We start from the raw sequence: 18,813 nt of genomic DNA, 5'->3' as shown, positions 1-18,813 counted from the left end.
TTTTAAAATAGTTTAAATATCAACAGCTTATATAGTGGTTGATGATTTGATGGTTTTGCTTTTTAGGTAATTTTTTCCTAAGTTCTGGTAATTATTACTTAATAACTGGGGTTGGATATGGCAGTCTAGAACAAGAAAACGCTTGGAAGGAATGCGATGTATATGTCTTGCTTGTTCGCTTATTTACCTCAGTCGTCAGATGCCTCTTTGCGTCATATGCTAAAGGTGGCGCTTAACGCGCGAGCGACGAACGTGGTGTGGTTTGATACGTTAGCCGCACTGTTAGAAGCGTGTCAGGTTGATGACCCTGACTGGGTCGTAATAGATGTTGACACCAAGGATGGCGATATCGATGAGCTGCTCGCCATCATGATGCGTATCACCCACACGCAATGGGTGTTATTGACTGATGGCGCGCCCTTTCCTGCTTGGAATCACCACGCCCAAGACATGGCTGCGACGGTATTTCGTCGTCCTATCGATAAGCAGGCCTTCCAGCATCTCGTTATTGATCAGATGCGCGGTGAGGATCGTGGGCAATCACAGGGTACCCCCGTTATTACTAGCCAGGCAGATCAATACGGCTATTTATTGGGCTCATCAAGCCCGATGCTGGCCCTGTACCGCCAGCTTCAACGACTAGGTCCAACGAAAGCGAATGTGTTTATCATCGGTGAGAGTGGGGTGGGCAAGGAGCATGTCGCAAAAACACTCCATGGCTTGGGTCGACCGACTGACATAGGCGGGATGGAGAGGCGAAGCCAAGGGGGGGATGCCCCTTTTATGGCGGTCAACTGTGGGGCGCTGAGCCCAGAACTGATCGAAAGTGAGTTGTTTGGTCATGTCAAAGGGGCGTTCACTGGCGCGCATCAAGATCACCAAGGGATTTTTTACCAAGCCGAAGGGGGAACGGTGTTTCTCGATGAAATAACGGAAATGCCCCAGTCGCTGCAAGTGAAATTATTGAGGGTGCTGGAGTCAGGGGAATACCGCCCAGTTGGTTCGACACGCAATCAAAAAGCAAATGTGCGTCTTTTGGCCGCCACCAATCGCGACGCGCAAGAGGCGATTCAGCAAGGCAAGCTGCGTGAGGATATTTATTATCGCTTGGCACAATTTGTGGTGACGGTTCCGCCATTAAGGGCGCGAGGAGATGACATTCATGCACTGACCACGCATTTCCTCGCTGAATTGAATTTTAATCATCAGACAACCGTGAGCATTAGCGATAACGCGCTCGAGCACGTCCAGCACTACCACTGGCCAGGGAATGTACGTGAACTCAAACATGCTATTGAGCATGGCTTTCTATTGAGTAATGGGTGCATTGAAGTCACGGATCTACCCGCTAACGTGATGGGTGATGATCCGTCAACAGCGGTTGAGGCGCTTTCGCTGCCAGAGGGAATCAGGCTTGATGAACTTGAAAAAGCAGCGATTTTACAAACACTCGCACGCTGTCAAGGAAATCGTCAGCGTACGGCTAAGGCACTTGGGATCAGCCCTAAAACCTTATACAACAAACTCCAGCAATATCATGCATTATCGTCTGATTGAGCGGCATCAGGAAGAGGCGGAGATAGGATCGCGAGTGATTGAGGCTGCGCGTCAATCGTCAGTTTTCGGTCGCGATAAAGCTCGCCGTCAATGACATAGTCAATGACTGATGTAGCACGTATCGAGACGCGTGTGACTTGTTGATAGTGAGTAAAGCGGCCTAATCGTGTTTCAAACAGACTCGCGAATGCTAATTCCATGAGGGACAACGCGGTATCTGTTTTGGTAGAACTCGCGGTGAGCCAAGTGACATCGAGTTTGCCGTCGGCATAATTTGGTTGGCCTTGCCCTTGGGCTAATAAGGTTGTCATTGGTGCGGCATTGGCGACCACCATACTGGTTGTGCGGATCAACTGAGGCGCTTGGTGATCGAATTGAACGGTGAGATCGATGGCTTGATTTTGACTGGCAGCCCCGAGTAGACCCTGCAAATACGCCCACTGGCCTAATTGATTTTTCTGCTCCCGAGCGGCGTGGCGAATCATTTGTTGTTCAAAGCCAACGCCCACGACTAACAACGCCACTTTGCCGTTACAGCGTGCGGTGTCGATGGTTCGTGGCGTCCCATCTAAAATGACATCGCAAGCGGCATCAATATTTAAAAATTTGGTCTTTATCCCCCACAATGCATGGCATAAGGCGTTTGCGGTGCCAAGCGGTAATACGCCTAAAGGGATTGCGGTGTTAATCAGTGCTCGCGCAACGGCGTTCACAGTGCCGTCTCCACCGGCGGCGATCACCACATCAGCCTGTTGTGAAACAGCGCGGCAAGCGAGTTGATAACTACGACGATTATGGCGTGTCTGATGGACGACTAACCGATACCCGTCACCTAAATAGGCCTGAATATAGTCGCGGTGCTTACGCCATTTCTTTCCACCTGCAGCAGGGTTAGCAATGATCCAGGCAATGGGACGCGCCAACCGCAACGCACCGCTTTGCTGAAAACGCACTAAAGCGCGGCGCTGGCGTTGATTCAAGTGTGCTTTGGGGCGTACCATTTTGATGTCACCAAGCACATCCTCGAGCGAATGGTGGGGAGAAAGTGCCCAAAGATAGGCGGCAACAACCATCACGGACCGTCCGCGTCCTAGTGCACAATGCACCACCACCTTGTGTTCGGCTTGTCGCTGTTGATGTAGCCATTGTAACGCGCGCATCAGTTGGCTACGCGAGGGATAGGCATGATCCAATACGGGCACCGAGAGATAGGCGACAGCCTGTGATTGTGTGAAACGGTCGACGCTCTCGAATTCAGCGGTAACATCTAATATCCCATCAATACCTTGCGCTTGCAGATCGGGGATGTCTTTGTAGGTCAGGCGGGCACCGACATAGAGCCCAGGGGCGACTTGCTGGACGGGCGGTGCAACATCGCGTTTTCTTGCCCAACGATTGTACAGGTGGGTAAAGGTGAAAAATGGCGCAAACACCCACTGGCTGATGCGAGGCAACTGCCCGGACTGGCGTTTGCGAAAAAGGCGAGGCTGATTGCGCCAATAAGCGATACTAACGGCGAAAAATGCTGCCGCACACCATGAGAAAAGCAAGGTAAGGAGGACGTTAGGTATCCACCAGCTGATCGTAAATAAACACGCGGCGACCAAGCTATAAAAGGGACCTATAAACACGCTTATTCACTCCTTTTTATTCAGCACAGACGCCATCGGTAAAACAATCCAGCTTTTACTATACGTTAGCCCTGCCCAATATCATAAAAAACGGCACGTCTGGCGTGCCGTTTTTGTATTATTATTTATCTTGATTTTGATGTTGGCGCCGGAATTTTTTCATTGCGCGACGTTGTTCAATGATTTTTCTCGCCTCACCGCCAACGTGCTGTTCACCGCGTTCTCGTGCAAGACGGACTTGGTACTCTCGCTCTCGAAACGCTGCCTTTTGGGCGTCGGTGTGTTTGTCGATGCATTTAGGGCAAGAGACGCCTTGCTCATAGTGTTCGCTTTCCATGTCCGCTTGCGTGATGGGTAGGCGACAGGCATTACACATTGCGTAAGACCCTCGCTCCAAATCGTGATTAACGGCAACACGGCTGTCGAAGACATAACACTCTCCGTTCCACAAGCTTTCACTCTCAGGCACTTCTTCGAGGTACTTAAGGATCCCGCCTTCTAGGTGATACACCTCATCAAAGCCTTTTTCTTTCAAAAAAGCGGTCGATTTTTCACAGCGGATCCCGCCGGTACAAAACATGGCGACTTTTTTGTGAGTGCTAGGGTCAAGCTGCTGTTCAACATAGTCTGGGAATTCACGGAAGCTATCTGTATGCGGATTAACGGCTCGTTCAAAGGTACCAATCTCGATTTCGTAATCATTACGCGTATCGATCACTAACACATCTGGATCGCTGATTAATTGATTCCACTCTGTTGGTTTGACATAAGTGCCCACGCTTTGGCGCGGATCGATGCCTTCAACCCCCATGGTCACAATTTCTTTTTTGAGTTTTACCTTGGTGCGACTAAATGGCTGGCTGTCTTCGAACGACTCTTTATAGTCAATATCCGCTAGGCGTGGGTCATTTCTAAACCACGCAAACAGCGCATCCATATTTTCTCTTGTCGCTGCCACTGTGCCATTTATGCCTTCCTGGGCGAGAAGGAGCGTGCCGCCTATTTGGTTGGCTTCCATTACTTCAAGCAATGGTGCTTGCAAAGACTGGTAGTCGTCGAGTGTGACAAATTTATATAAGGCACAAATGACATATTTAGACATCTTGTTTCCTCTTGCTGGCTGGAGCGTAAATCCAGTGCATGGGTGGTGTATGTATACGTGAGCGCGAAGTATAGCGAATGCTACTGACGCAAAACACCGGATAAAAGTAAGGTTAAATATCGAGCGCTCTGATAGCGACGAAGGCGATGCACTCTACTTTGTGTTCAAATCAAATTGTATTGATAGTTATTCATTATCGTCTGATTTTTATGAGATCAACATCACGTATGAACGGAGTTTTTATCGCCTGAAAGCGTGTTTGGACTTAGTTTGAATGGGTTTTTAGTCACGCCAGAATGGTTTTATTGCTTTATGGTCTAATTATTTTGTTGGTTGGCGTGCATCGGCTAGACAGTGGTCTAGTAAGCAAAGTAATTAGCCAAGCATCAAGAAAGGATGCAAAACATGATTGAAGAATGGATTAACGCATTTGTCGGGTTTATCTGGGGTAAGCCGATGCTGATCTTATTGGTTGGTGGCGGGGTTTTCTTTACCCTTTATGGCAAACTCACGCCGTTTCGGTATATGGCACACAGTATCAAGCTGTTAACCGGTAAGGTGGACGATGGCAGTGGCCATGGTGATTTATCTCATCGCAAGGCGCTCGCCGCCGCTCTCTCCGGCACTTTGGGCCTTGGTAATATTGCCGGCGTGGCACTGGCGCTCAGCGCAGGTGGACCCGGTGCGGTGTTTTGGATGTGGTTAACGGCATTACTAGGAGTCTCAACCAAGTTTTATACCTGTACATTGGGGGTCATGTATCGTCACAAAGATGCGAACGGCAATGTCCACGGTGGCCCCATGTATACAGTTCGGCACGGTTTAGGGCCAAAATTTAAATGGTTAGCGGTGATGTTTGCCATTGCAGGCTTGATGGGATTTGTGCCGTCTTTCCAAATTAACCAGCTTGGTGCCGTGGTGCAAACTCAGCTATTTCCGGGGATCGCTTGGCTAGAGAGTAGTGCGTTCTCTTGGGCACTGGGCATTGTACTGGCGGTCTTCGTCGGTATGGTGATCTGGGGTGGCTTGCAGCGTGTGGCTGATGTTGCTGGTGCGCTAGTGCCTTTGATGGCGGGCAGCTATATGGTGATGGCGATCGCCGCTTTGGCACTTAATGCCGAGCGCGTGCCTGGCGTGTTTCAGTCGATTTTCGCCAGTGCTTTTTCACCGGATGCGATGTTCGGTGGCCTGATCAGTGTGATTATTGTGGGGGTGAGTCGTGGTGCTTTCTCTAATGAAGCCGGGATTGGCACCGAGGTCATGGCCCACAGCGCGGCAAAAACCAATGAGCCAGTCCGAGAAGGATTGGTCGCTAGCCTAGGTCCTATCATTGATACCTTAATTGTCTGTAGTTGCACTGCGCTAGTGATCTTGGTGACCGGTGTGCTTGATCAAGCCGAGGGCATGCAGGGTGTTAGCCTGACCATGGCAGCATTTAAAGCAGCGTTTGGCGCGCCAGGGGCCTGGTTATTGGCGGCACAGGTGTTAGTTTTGTCTTTCACCACGGTATTTACATTCTGGTATTACGGCTATAAATGCTTTGTCTATTTGTTTGGCGAGCAGGCGGGTCAGTATTATAAGTACCTATACTTATCGCTTGTGGTGCTGGGGGCGGTATTATCGCTGGATGTGGTGTTCTTATTCCTCATTGGGGCGTATGGGCTGATGGCAGTGCCCACCATGGTTTCCGCGTTGCTGCTGGCGCCTAAGGTAAACCAAGCTGCTAAACGTTATTTTGCCAGTCATCGTTACCGTGAAAGCCATCGCTCACAGGTAACCGACAGTTAATGAGCCGATAGTTAATGGCTTGACTGAAAACTTTGTTGTCACGCTAAAACGAACAAAGGCTGCCAATGTGCAGCCTTTGTTTTGTTCACTATGTTGGCCTTTATCGTTGATTAATCATCAAGTGGTGCGCCGAATACGTAGGTATCAGCCAGGCTAACCATGCGACCGATTTCGGGTTTGGTGATGGTATCATTGGCGCCCAATTGCAGAGCCTTAGCGCGGTTATCCTCGCTCATGATCGACGAGAACATGATAATAGGCATGGTTTTATAGGTATCCATCTCTCTGAGGCGTTTGACTAAGTGCATACCGTCCATACGTGGCATCTCTACGTCTGACACAATCGCATCCACAAACTCATTGATCGACACACCTTCTTCTTTGGAAATGCGTTCGAATTCGGTGAGTTTGTCAAAGGCCTCGCCACCATCTTTGGCCGATATAATGTTAAAGCCAGCTGAGCGTAGCGTGTTCTCAATTAAGCTACGGATGAAGGCGGAATCGTCCACCACTAAAATCGTTTTTGCTTCGCGTTTTTTCGCGCTGGATTCGGAAATGTTGACGTTTCTGTCCTGAGTGACATCGTATTTTTCCATACTCAACTCAGGGTTAATATCGGCAATGATTTTCTCAAAATCCAGGATCATAATCAGGTTTTTGTCTTTGCGGACAACGGCGACCACACAATCTTGCTCGCCTGCTTCTAAAAATTGGCTCGGGGACTCAACCGCTTCCCAGGAAATACGATGGATACGACTAATACTGTCAATCAAAAACCCATTAGTCATGTTGTTAAAGTCGGTGACAATCACAAACTTATTGTCTTTCTCTGGACGCGTCGGGACGCCTAACCAGCCTGCGAGATCAATCAGTGGCGTTAGCTTGTCGCGTGACGAAAACACCCCAATCATGTGCGCCTGGGCGTTTGGATAGTCAGTGGTTTCCGGAACTTGGATAACTTCGCGAACCTTGGCAACGTTGATACCGTAGTAGCAGGTTTTGGTACTGCCGTCAGGAAGTTGCTTGATTAAGTGAAACTCAATGATTTCTAGCTCATTCGTACCACTTTCCGTCAGTATTTCGTTTTTTGATGGCTCGTCGTTCATGCCTACCACATTTCCTTTCGATATCAGCGAATAAAGCTGGCGTTAAACTGAGTTTGTTCCAGTATAAGCCTGAGATCAATAAAGCGACAATCTTTGCTCGATAATCGTGCTGCTTTTCTGTGGGCTATCGCGCTAAATTGATCGCGAAAATCATCGATAAGTTACAGCTTAATAACAAAAAAGCCTGCGGCGAGCAGGCTTTGAAGACCGTTAGGGCCGTTTGGCAGTTAAGGTAAGGCCACGTCTAAGTGGTAATTCCCGATCATTTTTCCTTGGCTGTCCAAAAAGCGTGTATAGGAGAACGGCGCGAGATCAATGGTGGTTGGCAGACCACGTACCACTTCATTCATCACCTTTCCGGTGATGGCAGAGGTCAACATACCGGTACGGAAATGCCCACATGCATTGAGGTAACCGTCAATATCCGGCACTGCACCAAGAATCGGCAGCTCATCCGGTGAGCCCGGACGCAAGCCTGCCCAGCAGCGCTTGATATTCATCTTCTTCAGCTCGGGGATAGACTTCATGGCGCCTTGTGCCAGCTGTTTGATGTACTTCATGTCTGTGGTGGTGTCAAAACCACGCTCTTCGGTGGTTGAGCCAATCAAGACTTCGCCGTTATCTTTTTGGGCGATATAACAATCACTGGTGGTTAAACAGCCATTTAAAAGCTTAGGTAGCTTCTCGGAGACGATCACTTGGCCTTTGACTGGGAAGACAGGCATTGGCACCCCCGTTGCCCACAAGCTGAGCTTTTCCGCCCATGCGCCACCTGCATTGATCATGGTGCCACAACCTAGCTTGCCGTTTTCTGTTTCAACCGCGACAACGCGGTTACCTTGTCTCACCACACCCGTGACTTTGGTATTGAGGTATAGCTCGACACCGTTCTGCCGTGCTGCTTCCAAATAGGCCTCGTTAAGGCGATAGGGATTGATTTGGTGATCACCCTCAAACTCCATCGCACCAATTGCCGCACGCGACACGTTAGGCTCTTGTGCGTGAAGATCTTCTTGAGACACCCAACGGACATGCTCTTGGCGATCAGGAATGGCGGCCGCAATATGTTCGGCATAGAGTTTGTCGTACTTATCAAACATGACAAACTTCAGACCAGTACGCTCAAACTTAAAGTCTACACCGTGATGCGTCAGCAAATCATCATACAATGCCGGATAGAGCTGGTTAGACAGCATCGCCATATCGAAGAACGGCTTGGGCATAATGTGCGGTTTGATCTCTGGTGATCCACCTTCGCCGCTTTCTTGCATCTGCTTAGAAAGGGTCTTAAACAGGATAACGCCGCAGCCAAGGCCGGTTGACTCGCCCATCGCCCATAGACCACCGGCTGACGCACGCGAGGCGTTTCCGGGGTATTTATAGTCCACAACGGCGATGGATAAGTCGCGCTCGCGGCTTAAATGATAAGCCACTGACGCGCCGATCACGCCGCCGCCACAAATTACGATGTCGTACTGTTTCATGCGTCATCCTCCAACGCAGCAAAAGGAATAGGGTCGAGTGGGAATCGAGGGCGAATCAAAGGTTGAGGCGACGTCGTGCTCTCATTGAGTCGGTCGTAGCAGTAGTGTGCACAGGTTTTTCCTTGGCAGTCACCCATTGTGACGCGGGTACGCATTTTCAATGTAATGACATCCTTGACGCCTTGATTGATGGCGTTATCAATGTCCGCCTTTTTCACTTGTTCGCAGCGACAGATCACTGTGTCTTTTTCCGGCAAACTGAGCAGGCCCGGGCGGCGGTAGCCTGCCGTATCAAAGCCTTTACGGAAACGGTAGCTCTTTTCGAGCTGATGACGCAGAGCCTTAAACTCATTGTCAAGATTAGGCATTGAAATATTGCGTGCCTTCAGTGCGGAGTACGCCGCAATCTTTCCTTCCAACATGGCGGCTTCAGCGCCGGCAAATTTCACGGTATCACCGGCGCAGTAAACATTGTCGAGACTGGCACGTTGCCACTCGTCCACCACGGGGATTGCTCCGCTCATATGATCGTACTGCATATCTAGCCCCATTAGTTGCGCAAGCTGAGAGCGTGCTGCAAAGCCGTAACCCACACCAAGTACATCGGCATTTATGGTTTCGGCACGGCTAACATCTGGGTGCCAATCTTTACTGTAGGGTGCAACCGTGACGTGCTCGACTTGGGGGTCACCCGAGGCTTTGACGACGCCCCAGCCGTAATGCATCGGAATATGGTGGCGTTTGAGATACATCATCATGGAGAGGCCATCTAGCGCGAGCTGTGGACGGTTGAGGAGGGCGAGCGTTTCACGTGCCAAGTCTTTAAACGGCGCCGCTTCATAGATACCGGCGATATCACAACCGGCTTTGTGAAGCTGACAAGCAACCAGTACAAGCAAAGGCCCTGTGCCGGTGATCACGCAGCGGTGCCCGGGACGAACCAAGCCGCTTTTTATTTGAAGCTGGATCCCCCCAAGAAGCATCACCCCTGGTATATCCCAGCCAGGAAAGGGAATGCTGCGCTCTTGGCAACCGGTGGCGAGGATCAACTGCTCATAGTCAATCGTTGATAGCGTATCTTCATGAGCAGTGAGGAGATGTTGATCCGCCATTGGCCCCAGTACCCGCGTCAAACTGCGTAGGTCAATCAAATCCTGATGCTGGTGATATTGTTCGCGCAGGGTTTGTGAGGTGGCCTTCCATTTGTCATCCAAATGGGGCAGTGCGTTGGTCTCTCGCCACGGGCCACGATAGACGACGCCACCGGGTTTGGGGGCTTCATCAACAATAATACTGGCAACCTTGTGCTTGGCCAGTGTGACCGCTGCAGAGAGACCAGTAGGTCCAGCACCAACAATAACAACAGGCTTAGACATGGGTTTCTCCTTGCTCGACGGTGTGGCTTTCAAGATCCGTGTTCTCAACCACAATATTGGCTTCAGTGCGGACATCCATATCCGGTTGAACGGCAACTTGACACGCACGTTGTTTATGGCAGCCGTTGATTTCCAGCGTGCAGCAATGACACACGCCCATGCCGCAATAGGCACTGGCTAACCGGCCATAATCATTTTTAGATAGCGCACGGATATTGCTTGCGAGCAAGGTGCTTAGCACGCTTTCTCCAGCGATGGCGGGAACCGTCTCGCCATTGACATGGATCGAGAAGGTTTCGCCAACGGCATCGGTAATGTCTTGATTTCGTCTCATCGTTTTAATTTGCTCATTGGTATGTTGTTGGCACAGTGATGACGCCCACTCAGCCTGTTTAAGTGAGCGGAGTGTGTTGTCTTATTTATTAGGCGAGGAGTATACTAAACTTGCTTTGTGAATATGACGTTACTTTTTGTTTCTTATTTGTTATTACTCGCAAAATGTATGGAAATAATGATGATGTTGTGAGCTTTATCATGATAACGATCAGGTTTGCGCGGAGAGGGGCCTGTGAACAGTGACGCTATATCGGTCAAGCGCTGTTGCGTAAACAAGGTGGCTATGTCATCAATGAAGAAGTGGTGTATCGCGATCTTGTATCGGCAGAGGAGGCAAGGATGACAGAGTCAGGCTCACAGTGGTTGGAAACGGTTAAAGAGATGCGAGAGACATTCGACGCGCAAAAAGAACAGGTGTCTCAGTGTCCTTTTTTAGAGTACAGCCATCGTCGCGACGCACTTCTGCGCTTGCGTCAGGCCATCAAGCAAAAATCGTCTGCGTTACAACAAGCCCTTAGCGACGATTACGGCTACCGTGCGCCCGTTGATACTGAAATTGCCGACATCTTGCCTTTGCTGCACCAGATTGATTACACCCGTCGTCGATTAAAGCGATGGATGAAGCCGCAAAAACGGCGTCCTGGTATTACCCTGCTAGGCACCAAATTGGCTGTGCACTCTCAGCCAAAAGGCGTGGTTGGGATCATTGTACCTTGGAACTTTCCGATTATGCTGGCAGTGAGTCCGCTGATTTGCGCGTTGGCCGCGGGCAATCGGGTAATGCTTAAGCTTTCGGAGTTCACGCCCAACACCAACCAGGTATTACGCGCGTTAATCGCTGAGGTGTTTAGCCCAAACGAAGTGGCCGTGGTTGAAGGTGAAGTTGAAGTGTCGCGCCGCTTTACCGAGTTAGAGTTCGACCATCTCTTTTTCACCGGCTCAACCCAGGTCGGACGTCAAGTCATGCTGGCGGCGGCCGATAATTTAACACCGGTTACCCTCGAACTGGGGGGTAAATCGCCGGTGATCATTGATGATCAAATTGATATGGACGTGGCTGTCTCACGGCTCATTTACGGGAAGTGCTTAAATGCTGGGCAGATATGTGTTGCCCCCGACTATGTGCTTTGCCCTGAACATCGGCAAGAAGCCTTTATACACGCCTATCAACGTGCATTTCGTGCTATGTATCCTGACTTTGAGGCCAATCAAGATTACAGCCAGATCGTTAATCAACCCCAAGCGATGCGGCTAGAAGAAACGCTCCAAGATGCGCTCGATAAGGGTGCGCGTCGCTGGTGTGCACTCGACCAGCAAACCATGCCAACTGCGGAAAAACGACGCTGGCCAACTCAGCTACTGACCCAAGTCACCGATGATATGCGGGTGATGCAAGAAGAGATTTTTGGCCCGCTCCTGCCTGTGGTTACCTATCAAGATATCTCTGAGGCATTGCGTTATATTCAGGCGCGCCCGCGACCGCTCGCTTTGTATTTGATGAGCAATGACGCTGAGATACGCGCGCAGGTCACCACGCAGCTTCACGCTGGCGGTATGGGGATTAATGAAACCTTGTTCCATGTCGCTGCCGAAGATGCGCCTTTTGGCGGCATTGGTGACTCCGGCATGGGGCATTACCACGGCATTGAAGGCTTTTATACTTTTAGCCACAGTAAAACCGTCCTCACCCGTGATAAATGGGACACCAGCTTTTTAGTCAAACCCCCGTACAACCGCTGGTACAAACGCTTAATGCGCTGGTGGTTAATGCGGTAAGCCTAACCTCGCACTCGTCAGCAATATAAAACGTGGAGCATGATAGGTATCATGCTCAAGCATAAAGTGTAATTATTCTTGGAGTTTCTCCTTTACCAAAATATACTGGTAATGCAGCTGAACCTATCTATGAAGCAAGAAAAACCAGCTTAGATACCGTAAATGCTTCCAATAACTTTGAAAAAGCACGAAAAGAACTAGTGAGGGAGACTAGTGAAAAATAAAAAAATATTATGGGGCTTGTTGGTATTCATGCCTGTATATCTATACTTGTTTCAATATGAGGGTAAAGTATCAATAAATAACGCAGTTATAGATGCTGCATACTGCCAAGGTACTCTAAAGTCGGGCACGTTACTTAAAGCAAATTATACTATCGATGGTAAGAAGGATTTTTTTTCTATTTTACCACTAGGGACTACTTGCGAGATACTACTAGAAAAACTAAAAGTAGATAATTCAGTTTTGTTGAAACAAGAGATGGGACCTTTCGGAGGGCTAAGCTGGACGATGATAAGTGTTGATGGTGGAGAAAGATATTATGGTAGCGATGACTAGTTATGATTGTATCCACTCTCCCTTTGATGATACCAGTCAAAAATAGACGTTTAAAGTGCCTCTGGTTTTCCACCTTAAAATATTGCCTGTGCTGTATCGATTGAAATAATTTTATGGTTTAGAGGTTGTTGCTATTAAAAATATAAAGATAAAAATATTGTTTAGAAGATGTGATATAGTGAGTGAGAATGAAGTAAAAGACCCACAAGAAATTTACCAGGAAATTGGAAGCCTTATTTGGTCGGTTTTTCCTGAAGATGCATTAGAAGCGTATTTCTACTGTCAGGTTTTCGATACTTTTAGAGAATACTGTTATTCATGGATAAATTCTAACGGAAGTGAAGCGAGCCCTGATTTTGACGACAGCCAAATCAACGAAGTAACGTATTTGATTGGTAAACAATTAAAGTTTCTTCAACAGCATCCGATTTTTTCTCAAGAACGTTGGACTCATTGCAAAGTCACTGTTACAACCGAAGGGAAGTTGAATATAGACTTTGCTTATATTGAGGAAAGTGATACTTGGACTGGTCTGTATATGAGGGGGATAAGTTCGCTAACCGAGGAGGAAGCTGACAGGTACAGCGTGCCTGAAGAGCTTTGGGAAGAGCGTCGAGCTCAGTGAGTCTTTTGAACCCGTGAGGTGAGAGTGCTAGAACACCGCTCAAATAGGTTTGTAAGTCTATCCGCATGAGTGACCGGTATGCGCTTACCACGAGCCTTTAATTTTTATATCAGTCAAAACGTTAAGGTATGTTTGCGTGCTTCACGGCTCAGCGATGTTGCTAGATGAATACAGGGTATCACTAAACTTTTCCGAGAAATTGATCTATATCTTTGGTTGTTACATAACTGTTAAGAGTGGTGCGAAGCAACCAAAGGAGCGACACAATGGCGTTTTCAGTACAACCCGATTCCATGTTGCCAGACATTGGCGATCATGAGCGCGCGATGGTTGAACAAGAGGTAAAGCTCGCGGTCACCGATGCCAATGGCAAATCACTGGGGTATTTAGCGATGGTGCCAGATGCACAGCGCTTTATTACCTTAACCCAAGATAACGCAGAGGCGTTGAGTTTTATCAAAACCCCTTGCAGCGTCAATGCGGGTTATTATCAGTGGTCGTTTTTTTATGACGACATTGAGTATGGCCTGGACTGTTTAATTGAACCTGACAGAAACAAGTGTCGGCTATATGCCAATGATCATGCGGCAGCCGCGCCATCGTGGAAGCTTGTTGATGAAGGGGAGCGTGGCTCTTTGATGATGGCAGCCCCTATCTCAGCGATTGGGCCGGGCACGCGTATTGCTGTTACCTCTGATGAAGCCGACGTTCCGAATGTATTAGTTGGGGCGCTTGAAGGCGGCGTGTTGGTGCATGAGCAGCCAAGTTAATAGGTTGAACACCGAGTATCTTACCGGCCAGTGCTCTGTCACTGGCTTTTTTATGCCAATCAATCTCACTCTCTAACTGCATGTGTTAATTCACTTTCATTTTAGCTGTGAGCAGCATCAAAGAACTGTTCATCAATCATTTTTAGTAAAAAAGTGTTAAGTGCTCACAGATGGCCTACATAAACACTTTGTAAACAAAAAGTTAAAATTGATGCTGCTGATGCAATAGTAAATAATGCTGGTAGGTTGGATAAATAAAGCGATTTTCTCTGCGGAAAAAACTGCTGTTGATGCATAGCTTTATAAACGTGCTTGTTGTTATTTGTAGGCAATTAATTTTTGATACGTTTAACCATTGTAAGGAATACAATATGTTAAAGCATGTACTTAGCTGCTGTATTGCATCAGCATTAGTCGCTGCATCGCCTGCAGCGCTCGCAAAACAGGAAGAGGGTAAACAAGCGATCTCTCAGCAGCAAACGCTAGCGCCACTCGTTGTCGCGTCAGACAAGCAGGGGATTGAAGACCAATACATTGTGGTATTCAAACAACCGATGACGCTCAGCGACGATCCACAAGCGCTACAAACCTTCACTCAGCAGACCGTTTCAAGCATGGTCAACCAACACGCGGTTAAAGTTGAGAAAGTGTTTGATCGCTCGCTGAGTGGCTTTGTAGCCAAATTGACGCCAGAGCAACTGCGCGCGTTGCGTATGGACGAGCAAGTGGACTTTATCGAGCAAGATAAGACGATTTCCTTGGACCCGGTAATCACCCCAAACGCCAACCAGAGTAATCCAGTTTGGGGGTTGGATCGCATTGACCAACGTAACCTGCCTTTGGATAACAATTACAGTACCAATTTTGATGGCACAGGTGTGACGGCGTACGTCATTGATACAGGTGTGACAACGTCACATGTAGAGTTTGGTGGTCGTGCTCGCTCTGGCTATGATTTTGTTGATAACGATAATGACGCGTCGGACTGTAACGGTCACGGCACCCATGTGGCCGGCACTATCGGTGGTAGCCAATATGGCGTCGCTAAAAATGTCGACATTGTTGGGGTGAGAGTGCTGAGCTGTAGTGGTTCGGGCTCAACGTCCGGTGTGATTGGCGGGGTTGATTGGGTGGCTGCCAATGCCAGTGGACCATCGGTGGCAAACATGAGCTTAGGTGGTGGTGTGTCTACAGCACTGGATCGTGCGGTTGCCAGTGCGGTGCAATCGGGTGTGAGCTTTATGCTGGCGGCTGGCAATTCCAATGCCGATGCGTGTAACAGCTCGCCGGCCCGTGAGCCAAGTGGCGTCACCGTGGGTTCAACAACAAGCAGCGATAGCCGCTCAAGTTTCTCCAACTGGGGCAGCTGTCTTGATGTATTTGCACCAGGCTCGCAAATCAAATCTGCCTGGTATGACGGTGGTTATCGCACCATCAGTGGCACGTCAATGGCGACACCTCATGTTGCCGGTGTTGCGGCCTTGTATTTACAAGAAAACAATAGCCTATCGCCAGCACAAGTCGAGAGCTTAATTAGCAACCGTGCTAGCGTAAATAAAATCAGTGATCCTCGTGGTTCGGTTAACAAACTGCTCTATAGCCAAGCGGATAGCAGTTGTGAGCCTGATTGTGACCCAACGCCAGGGCCAAAAAATGAGCTCAAAAATGGCCAGCCAGTCACGGGTATTTCTGGGGCACAAGGTACGCAGCGATTCTTTTACGTTGATGTTGACGCGGGGCAACGTCTAACGGTCAATATCAGCGGGGGCTCAGGCGATGCAGATTTGTACGTACGCTATGGGGCGAAACCAACTTTAAATAGCTGGGACTGCCGTCCATACAACTACGGCAATAGTGAAGTGTGTACGGTACAAAGCACACAAAACGGTCGCTATCACGTGATGCTTAATGGTTACACTGCTTTTAACGGTGTCAGTGTGACAGCGCGATACTAATGCACTGTCGCTAAGGCGGTCGCGTTATGACCGAAACCGTTTTATGACCCAAGATGACGATAAAGCGCGGCACAAAGCCGCGCTTTTTAGTGGTATTGGCGCAAGCAATCGTATAGCAAGTTGATAAAGCCCTTTCGATCGACGGCCATTGCCACCTCGGTATTGGCGAGATTGCCCGTGACGTGATAGCGGTCGACGACCGTCATTCCAGTGGTTAACGTCCCTTGTGTCTCGACACCCACCCATAGTGATTCACACTCGAAGAGCTCGGGCATCACCAGCCACGCGATGGTGCAGGGATCGTGCAGCGGTGAGCCGTCTAAGCGCCACTTGGGATCGCGGTGATAGCGCATAAAGAAATCAAGCCAACCCGCAACTGTCTGTGCCACGGGATTATCGATGCCACGGATGGAAGCCACATCTTCATCTTTGACTAACGCTTGGTGGGTAACATCTAATCCAAACATGGTGATTGGGATCCCAGCGCGAAACACGCGATCAGCGGCTTCTGGGTCGACATAAATATTAAACTCGGCTGCTGGTGTCCAATTGCCCAAGGTCACACCGCCTCCCATCAGCACAATCTGCTTAATCCGGTTGGTTAAATCCGGGTAGGCGGCCAGGAGTAAAGCCACGTTGGTTAAAGGGCCAGTCGCGACCAAGGTAATAGGCTGGTCAGCGTCTTGAAGTACACTGGCCATTAGGTTAACGGCATTATCAGGATGGGCGTCCATCGTGGGCTCTGGCAGCGCAGGACCATCCAAGCCCGACTCACCGTGAACATTATCAGCAATAATGAGCTCACGGGTGAGTGGTTTATGTGCGCCACCCGCGATAGGGATGTGTGTTTGTTGCAACAAAGTCAAAATGCGTCTGGCGTTGTAAAGGGTTTTATCTGGGGTTTGATTTCCGGCACTGGTGGTGACTGCTTTGATATCAAGCTGGGGGAGTGCACAAGCCATCACCAGTGCAATGGCATCGTCATGGCCGGGATCGCAGTCGATAATAATGGGTTCACGCATAAGCTGGCCTATCGCGGAGTTGGAGAACACGTCGGTCAGCACAGGATAAACGCCTTGCCACTTGCAGCGTGTGATCGTCCTCGCTAATTGCTCACGCGAGCGAAATGTAACAGGTGAATAATTTATCATCAAAAACTGAGAGATGAGTTGTTACACATTGTCAACATGTTGCGAGCGAAAATGTGGTTGTTGCATTATTTTGCAAACAATTCAATCAATCTGTCTTTGCTTGATAATTTGGAGGTTTATGTTGAAAATTTATGGTATTAATAGAGTTATAAACTGCTTTTTAGATTTTAACCTAGATTATATGACAAGTATTTAACAAAACAATTAGGACATATATCTATTACATTTATGTGATACTTTAAGTTGAACTCGCTACTATGCAACCGCTCAAAATATTATAACTAAGAGAGTTTGACGTGAACCAGACTATAGATATCTCCTCAAAAAGTGTATCGCACCGCTGGACCCAACATGATACCCATTGGGCACTCAGCTTGTTCGGTACAGCGGTGGGGGCCGGGATCCTGTTCCTTCCCATTAATCTCGGGATGGGGGGCTTTTGGCCACTCATGATTATGGCCGTACTGGCGTTTCCGATGACGTTTATGGCTCACCGAGGCTTAGCGCGCTTTGTGTTGTCGTCTCGCCACAAAGATGCCGATTTCACCGATGTGGTTGCCGAACACTTCGGCAGCCATGCAGGCCGTTTGATCTCCGTGCTGTATTTTCTTTCTATTTTCCCCATTTTGTTGATATATGGCGTTGGGCTGACTAATACAGTTGATAGCTTTTTGGTTAATCAACTCGGGTGGGCGTCGCCAAACCGTGTCATGCTGTCTGGTGTGCTAGTCGCAGGTATGATTGCGATCATGATGGGGGGCGAGCGCCTGATGCTGCGTGCATTTGCGGCGATGGTTTATCCGCTGGTTGCTATCTTGGCGTTTTTGTCTTTTTACCTAATACCATCATGGCAAGCACCGAACCTCGCTATGCCCGGGATGGGAGAACTGGGCATGAATCTATGGCTCGCCGTGCCAGTAGTGATTTTCTCGTTCAGCCATGCGGCGGCGATTTCTAGCTTTGCCAACATTCAGCGCCGTCACTATGGTGATGATGCCCAAGGCAAGTCAGAGCAAATTCTTAAACGCGCGGGCGTGATGTTAGTTGCCTTTGTACTCCTGTTTGTTTTCTCGTGCGTGTTGACGCTCACCCCGGCACAAATGGCGGAAGCGAAGGCGCAAAATGTGTCTGTGCTCTCATACCTTGCTAATGTCACCCAAAATCCATTTATTGGCACCTTAGGGCCTTTGGTCGCCTTTATTGCTATCACATCATCGTTCTTGGGGCATTTCCTCGGTGCACGCGAAAGTCTGAACGGCCTGGTCACCAAACATAGCAAACTCACTTATAAAAAGGCCGATAAGCTCGGCGTGGTGGTGATGTTTTTTGCTATTTGGTGGTGTGCGGTGATTAACCCCAGCATCCTCGATATGATGGGCGCATTGTCTGGGCCTGTGATTGCGATGATCTTATTTATTATGCCAACGGTTGCGGCCTACAAAGTCAAAGCGCTGTCGCAGTATCGCGGCAAAGCGGGTACTTACTTTATCTTTGTGACAGGTATGCTGGCGATTTCAGCGTTGCTTTATAACCTGATGGGTTAAGTAAACAATATCATCTTGCATGAAAGCGCCCTCGCGGCGCTTTTTTGTATGTTG

At 48.9% G+C, this 18,813-nt stretch carries 15 protein-coding genes; 8 read left to right on the top strand and 7 right to left on the bottom strand.

Annotation, left to right across the window (positions count from 1 at the left end; all coding sequences use genetic code 11):
* The first annotated feature begins 162 nt into the window (after positions 1–162).
* Complete coding sequence (locus BZG25_RS00895; protein ID WP_198532131.1) at positions 163–1,557, top strand: sigma-54 dependent transcriptional regulator; 1,395 nt, start codon at positions 163–165, stop codon at positions 1,555–1,557.
* Here the strand turns inward: BZG25_RS00895 and BZG25_RS00890 are convergent.
* On the bottom strand, positions 1,536–3,188 hold the full coding sequence (locus tag BZG25_RS00890) for a diacylglycerol kinase family protein (RefSeq protein WP_158010248.1): 1,653 nt from the start codon (positions 3,186–3,188) through the stop codon (positions 1,536–1,538). The genes BZG25_RS00895 and BZG25_RS00890 overlap by 22 nt on opposite strands.
* A gap of 121 nt (positions 3,189–3,309) precedes the next feature.
* Positions 3,310–4,290: a rhodanese-related sulfurtransferase gene (locus BZG25_RS00885; protein WP_046075682.1), complete on the bottom strand. Its 981-nt coding sequence runs from the start codon at positions 4,288–4,290 to the stop codon at positions 3,310–3,312.
* A gap of 405 nt (positions 4,291–4,695) precedes the next feature.
* On the opposite strand from BZG25_RS00885, the gene BZG25_RS00880 reads away from it, so the two are divergent.
* On the top strand, positions 4,696–6,078 hold the full coding sequence (locus BZG25_RS00880) for a sodium:alanine symporter family protein (RefSeq protein WP_198535194.1): 1,383 nt from the start codon (positions 4,696–4,698) through the stop codon (positions 6,076–6,078).
* Positions 6,079–6,188: 110 nt separating this feature from the next.
* Here the strand turns inward: BZG25_RS00880 and BZG25_RS00875 are convergent, their stop codons facing one another.
* The 4 genes from BZG25_RS00875 to BZG25_RS00860 all read right to left on the bottom strand — a co-directional run bounded on the left by BZG25_RS00875 (position 6,189) and on the right by BZG25_RS00860 (position 10,378).
* On the bottom strand, positions 6,189–7,184 hold the full coding sequence (locus tag BZG25_RS00875; protein ID WP_046075684.1) for a chemotaxis protein CheV: 996 nt from the start codon (positions 7,182–7,184) through the stop codon (positions 6,189–6,191).
* A 227-nt stretch (positions 7,185–7,411) separates the two neighbouring features.
* Positions 7,412–8,668: an FAD-binding oxidoreductase gene (locus BZG25_RS00870; protein WP_077638368.1), complete on the bottom strand. Its 1,257-nt coding sequence runs from the start codon at positions 8,666–8,668 to the stop codon at positions 7,412–7,414.
* The gene (locus tag BZG25_RS00865; protein WP_077638367.1) at positions 8,665–10,044 is read right to left on the bottom strand and encodes an NAD(P)/FAD-dependent oxidoreductase; all 1,380 of its coding nucleotides are present in this window, start codon (positions 10,042–10,044) and stop codon (positions 8,665–8,667) included. The genes BZG25_RS00870 and BZG25_RS00865 overlap by 4 nt, the downstream gene beginning before the upstream one ends.
* Positions 10,037–10,378 carry a (2Fe-2S)-binding protein gene (locus BZG25_RS00860; protein WP_077638366.1) on the bottom strand — a complete coding sequence of 114 codons (342 nt, stop codon included), beginning with the start codon at positions 10,376–10,378 and terminating at the stop codon, positions 10,037–10,039. Before BZG25_RS00860 ends, BZG25_RS00865 begins: the two co-directional genes overlap by 8 nt.
* A gap of 341 nt (positions 10,379–10,719) precedes the next feature.
* Between BZG25_RS00860 and BZG25_RS00855 the strand changes: the two genes are divergently transcribed.
* The 5 genes from BZG25_RS00855 to BZG25_RS00835 all read left to right on the top strand — a co-directional run bounded on the left by BZG25_RS00855 (position 10,720) and on the right by BZG25_RS00835 (position 16,064).
* On the top strand, positions 10,720–12,156 hold the full coding sequence (locus tag BZG25_RS00855) for a coniferyl aldehyde dehydrogenase (RefSeq protein WP_077638365.1): 1,437 nt from the start codon (positions 10,720–10,722) through the stop codon (positions 12,154–12,156).
* A gap of 213 nt (positions 12,157–12,369) precedes the next feature.
* The gene (locus BZG25_RS00850) at positions 12,370–12,714 is read left to right on the top strand and encodes a hypothetical protein (protein ID WP_077638364.1); all 345 of its coding nucleotides are present in this window, start codon (positions 12,370–12,372) and stop codon (positions 12,712–12,714) included.
* A gap of 178 nt (positions 12,715–12,892) precedes the next feature.
* A complete protein-coding gene (locus BZG25_RS00845) occupies positions 12,893–13,339 on the top strand; it encodes an immunity protein YezG family protein (protein WP_158010247.1) in 447 nt (148 codons plus the stop codon).
* Positions 13,340–13,605: 266 nt separating this feature from the next.
* Positions 13,606–14,109, top strand: a complete 504-nt coding sequence (locus BZG25_RS00840; protein ID WP_077638362.1) for a hypothetical protein — start codon at positions 13,606–13,608, stop codon at positions 14,107–14,109.
* A gap of 371 nt (positions 14,110–14,480) precedes the next feature.
* Entirely contained in the window at positions 14,481–16,064 is a 1,584-nt protein-coding gene (locus tag BZG25_RS00835) for a S8 family peptidase (RefSeq protein WP_046075691.1), read from the top strand.
* 86 nt (positions 16,065–16,150) lie between these two features.
* On the opposite strand, the gene rihA is transcribed toward BZG25_RS00835, so the two are convergent.
* Complete coding sequence (rihA, locus tag BZG25_RS00830; RefSeq protein ID WP_046076034.1) at positions 16,151–17,086, bottom strand: pyrimidine-specific ribonucleoside hydrolase RihA; 936 nt, start codon at positions 17,084–17,086, stop codon at positions 16,151–16,153.
* A gap of 425 nt (positions 17,087–17,511) precedes the next feature.
* Here rihA and BZG25_RS00825 point away from each other — a divergent pair, with 425 nt between their 5' ends.
* Positions 17,512–18,759, top strand: coding sequence for an aromatic amino acid transport family protein (locus BZG25_RS00825; protein ID WP_046075692.1), 1,248 nt, complete (start codon positions 17,512–17,514; stop codon positions 18,757–18,759).
* Positions 18,760–18,813 lie beyond the last annotated feature (54 nt).

The organism is Salinivibrio sp. ML198 (genome assembly GCF_001996015.1).
Classification (GTDB): Bacteria; Pseudomonadota; Gammaproteobacteria; order Enterobacterales; family Vibrionaceae; genus Salinivibrio; species Salinivibrio siamensis.
Note: the sequence above shows the minus strand (reverse complement) of the source record. Positions and strands in the feature narration are given on the sequence as shown.

What these genes read in the sequence shown, in the direction of transcription:
- BZG25_RS00870 (WP_077638368.1), bottom strand. Translation starts at nt 8,668, where the DNA reads ATGAAACAGTACGACATCGTAATTTGTGGCGGCGGCGTGATCGGCGCG.
- BZG25_RS00875 (WP_046075684.1), bottom strand. Translation starts at nt 7,184, where the DNA reads ATGAACGACGAGCCATCAAAAAACGAAATACTGACGGAAAGTGGTACG.
- BZG25_RS00840 (WP_077638362.1), top strand. Translation starts at nt 13,606, where the DNA reads ATGGCGTTTTCAGTACAACCCGATTCCATGTTGCCAGACATTGGCGAT.
- rihA (WP_046076034.1), bottom strand. Translation starts at nt 17,086, where the DNA reads ATGCGTGAACCCATTATTATCGACTGCGATCCCGGCCATGACGATGCC.
- BZG25_RS00880 (WP_198535194.1), top strand. Translation starts at nt 4,696, where the DNA reads ATGATTGAAGAATGGATTAACGCATTTGTCGGGTTTATCTGGGGTAAG.
- BZG25_RS00835 (WP_046075691.1), top strand. Translation starts at nt 14,481, where the DNA reads ATGTTAAAGCATGTACTTAGCTGCTGTATTGCATCAGCATTAGTCGCT.
- BZG25_RS00885 (WP_046075682.1), bottom strand. Translation starts at nt 4,290, where the DNA reads ATGTCTAAATATGTCATTTGTGCCTTATATAAATTTGTCACACTCGAC.
- BZG25_RS00855 (WP_077638365.1), top strand. Translation starts at nt 10,720, where the DNA reads ATGACAGAGTCAGGCTCACAGTGGTTGGAAACGGTTAAAGAGATGCGA.
- BZG25_RS00860 (WP_077638366.1), bottom strand. Translation starts at nt 10,378, where the DNA reads ATGAGACGAAATCAAGACATTACCGATGCCGTTGGCGAAACCTTCTCG.
- BZG25_RS00895 (WP_198532131.1), top strand. Translation starts at nt 163, where the DNA reads ATGTCTTGCTTGTTCGCTTATTTACCTCAGTCGTCAGATGCCTCTTTG.
- BZG25_RS00865 (WP_077638367.1), bottom strand. Translation starts at nt 10,044, where the DNA reads ATGTCTAAGCCTGTTGTTATTGTTGGTGCTGGACCTACTGGTCTCTCT.